The 3,125-nt window shown below is 35.3% G+C and carries 4 protein-coding genes; 1 reads left to right on the top strand and 3 read right to left on the bottom strand.

Features of this window, described 5'->3' with window-relative positions:
* The 3 genes from X928_RS09070 to X928_RS09080 form a co-directional block, all read right to left on the bottom strand.
* Nucleotides 1-716 (bottom strand): NAD(P)-dependent malic enzyme (locus X928_RS09070; RefSeq protein WP_146026659.1); only part of this gene is annotated, 716 nt, incomplete at its 3' end.
* 19 nt (nucleotides 717-735) lie between these two features.
* Complete coding sequence (locus X928_RS09075) at nucleotides 736-1,233, bottom strand: FumA C-terminus/TtdB family hydratase beta subunit (protein ID WP_103079449.1); 498 nt, start codon at nucleotides 1,231-1,233, stop codon at nucleotides 736-738.
* Nucleotides 1,220-2,041: a fumarate hydratase gene (locus X928_RS09080; protein ID WP_103079450.1), complete on the bottom strand. Its 822-nt coding sequence runs from the start codon at nucleotides 2,039-2,041 to the stop codon at nucleotides 1,220-1,222. The genes X928_RS09075 and X928_RS09080 overlap by 14 nt, the downstream gene beginning before the upstream one ends.
* A 317-nt stretch (nucleotides 2,042-2,358) precedes the next feature.
* Between X928_RS09080 and wrbA the strand changes: the two genes are divergently transcribed.
* Nucleotides 2,359-2,973 carry an NAD(P)H:quinone oxidoreductase gene (wrbA, locus tag X928_RS09085; RefSeq protein ID WP_103077390.1) on the top strand — a complete coding sequence of 205 codons (615 nt, stop codon included), beginning with the start codon at nucleotides 2,359-2,361 and terminating at the stop codon, nucleotides 2,971-2,973.
* The last annotated feature ends 152 nt before the right edge of the window (nucleotides 2,974-3,125 follow it).

Genomic DNA, 3,125 nt, shown 5'->3' on the forward strand with positions numbered 1-3,125 from the left:
TCTTGATTCGTTATCTTTGATAATTCTTTGTGATATTCATGCAAACAGCTTTCTGGAACATTTTTATTCAATACACCATTCTTGTCAACTAAAACAAGATTTATGTCCCCAAAATCCATCAAAAACTTGGCTATATTGTATCCCGCTGCCCCTATACCGTTAATAACAACTTTAATATTTTTTGCTTCTTTGCCCGTTAATTTCAATGCATTCAACAATCCTGCCGTGACTACTACAGCAGTTCCCTGCTGGTCATCATGAAAAACTGGAATATTCATTGTTTTATTCAATTCTTCTAATATTCGAAAACATCTAGGAGCAGAGATGTCTTCTAAGTTTATACCTCCAAACGAAGGTTCTAAGTTCTTCACAATAGAAACAATTTCTTCTGGATCTTGTGTATTCAGGCAAATTGGAAAGGCATCAAGCTGGCCAAAAAGATTAAACAATAATGCCTTACCTTCCATAACGGGAAGCGCACCATATGGGCCTATGTTACCGAGACCTAATACGGCACTTCCGTCTGAAATGATACCAACGGTGTTCCAACGTCTTGTGTATAAAAATGTATTTTCTGGATCTTTAGAGCATTCTTTTGCAACATCTGCTACCCCAGGAGTGTATAGTAGGGATAACGATTCTTCGTTCAAATTGTCAACATTTGAAATTGTCCTGATTTTTCCCTTGAGTATTTTGTGTAATTCTTTTGCGTCCAAGATTAACTCTCCTTAAAAGTTAGAATATCTGACTGCCGTTTGTATCTATTGCCACCATTAAAGGAAAATCCTCCACGTTTATGTTGTAAATAGCTTCTGGGCCTAATTCTGGGAAGGCTAGAATCTTTATATCCTTCACACACTTAGAAAGGTACGCAGCTGCACCACTTGGAGTTATAAAATAAACTCGCTTGTATTTTATACATAACTTTACTGCCAAATCACTTCTTTTTCCCTTTCCAACAGTTCCTAGCACACTTAATTTAAAGATCATTTCAAGATATTTGTCCATTCTTTCACTCGTTGTCGGACCTATAGAACCTATCTTAGAGTTCTTTGGAGGATTCGCAGGGCCTGCATAAAATACAATTTTTTCGTTTAAATCTACAGGAAGCTGAGAATTTTTTGAAAGTAATTCTAAAAGTTTTTGGTGGGCAGCATCCCTCATAACTATCAATTCACCTGTGTATTGTAAGAGTTCTCTGACCTTTAATTTTTCAATTTCATCTATCTTCAAATTTTATCACACCTTTTCTACAAAGGTAACAATCTAAAGAAACCCCAACCGGAAGTGTTGCAATATGGGTGGGAGCATATTCTACATGTACCGAAAAAACCGAAACCCCCTCTTTTAATCCTTGAAACCCTATTTTTAAAGTATTTAAATCTTTCAAAAGCTCTTCCTCAAAAACTGCGTATACAGGGTCTTGATTTCTTTCTTTGAAACTTTTGGTCAATGCTAATTTGGATAAAACCATTGCTTTATCAGAAGTTCCACCTATTCCTATTCCAACATGTAAAGGCGGACAACCTTTTGCTCCGTTTTCTTTCACATGCCCAATTATTACATCTTTTAATTCTTGGACCCTGATTGATGGCTTTAACATGAACAAGGCTGAGAGATTTTCACTTCCCCCGCCTTTCACCAAAAATTTGATCTCTAAACTCTTCCCAGAGACTTGGAATATGTGTACCACAGGTGGAGTGTTGTTTTTAGTGTTTTTTCTTTCAAAAAGGGGATCACTCACCAGTGAAAATCGGAAGGGATTTTCCGTATATACCTTTTCAACCACCTCATTTAAAGTGGAAAATATAGGTTCTTCAAGTATAACTTCGTTTCCTAAAAAGACAAAGAATTCAACAATACCTGTATCTTGACAGAGGGGTAATTTTTCAGCTTCTGCGATTTTATAATTTTCTTTTAGCGCTTGAGAAAATGGACCTTTGTATTCGTCTATGTAAGTTTTTACTTCTGGATTTATCGTTTCATTGACCTGTACTATATGGTTTGATAACTTTTCGAATATTTCACGCTTAGATATCATCTCAAAATTTCAAACTCCTTTTTTATAATCGATTACTCTCTTTAGCGATGCTAATTGTTTAATTTCTCAAGCTTCTATATTATCGTCTATTTTTCCATCTTTTTGAAATTTTAACATAAAAATGAAAAATTAAGAATTTTTAAGCTTTTAATTCCTAATCGCCTCTAATCGACTTTAACAATGCGACATCTAATATGATCTAAGGCAATGAAATGCTAACGTGAAATGGCAGATTTATAATATTATTCAAATCTTGTTAATAAATTACTTGTATAATAAAAGGGACTAAATTTATCCTAATTAAAGGAGGACTTTAGATGGCAAAAGTCAACGTTATATTCTACAGTATGTATGGCCATATCTATCAAATGGCTAAAGCCGAAGCGGAAGGCGCAAAAGAAGTAGAAGGAACGAATGTTGAGATCTACCGAGTCCCTGAAACCGTTCCTGAAGATATTCTAATCCAATCTGGAGCTAAAAAGGCACAAGAACAATTTTCACATATTCCAATAGCAAATATGGATTCTCTAGTTGAAGCTGATGCGATAATTTTTGGTACTCCCACCAGATTTGGCATGATGGCGGCGCAAATGAGGCAATTCCTTGATACAACAGGTCCACTTTGGGCAAAGGGAAGTTTGGTTGGAAAAATAGGTAGTGTCTTTACTTCTACTAGTACTCAACATGGGGGTCATGAATCTACTATTTTAAATTTTCATACAACGTTATTGCACCATGGAATGATTATTGTTGGAATTCCCTTTACTGAGCCAGATCTGAGCGATGTATCGAATATTCATGGGGGTTCACCGTATGGCGCCTCGGCAATTATCACCCAGAGCGATGAAAATAGACCTAATGAAATAGAACTTAATATTGCCAAAAGTCAGGGAAGAAGAGTAGCTGAAATAGCAAAAAAGCTTTTTGGTTGATATTTTGGAGAATAAACTCAAGGAGTACAATATCGGCTTTAAGAAACTTTTGAAAATTTTTGAAGGCGCACAAATTGTGCGTCTTTATTTTTTTTGAATTTAAAACTTCAATTGACTTTTAAAAAAATAATTGGTTCTCTTCCAAAAAGTGT

The sequence above is a fragment of the Petrotoga miotherma DSM 10691 genome, from assembly GCF_002895605.1.
Taxonomy (GTDB): Bacteria; Thermotogota; Thermotogae; order Petrotogales; family Petrotogaceae; genus Petrotoga; species Petrotoga miotherma.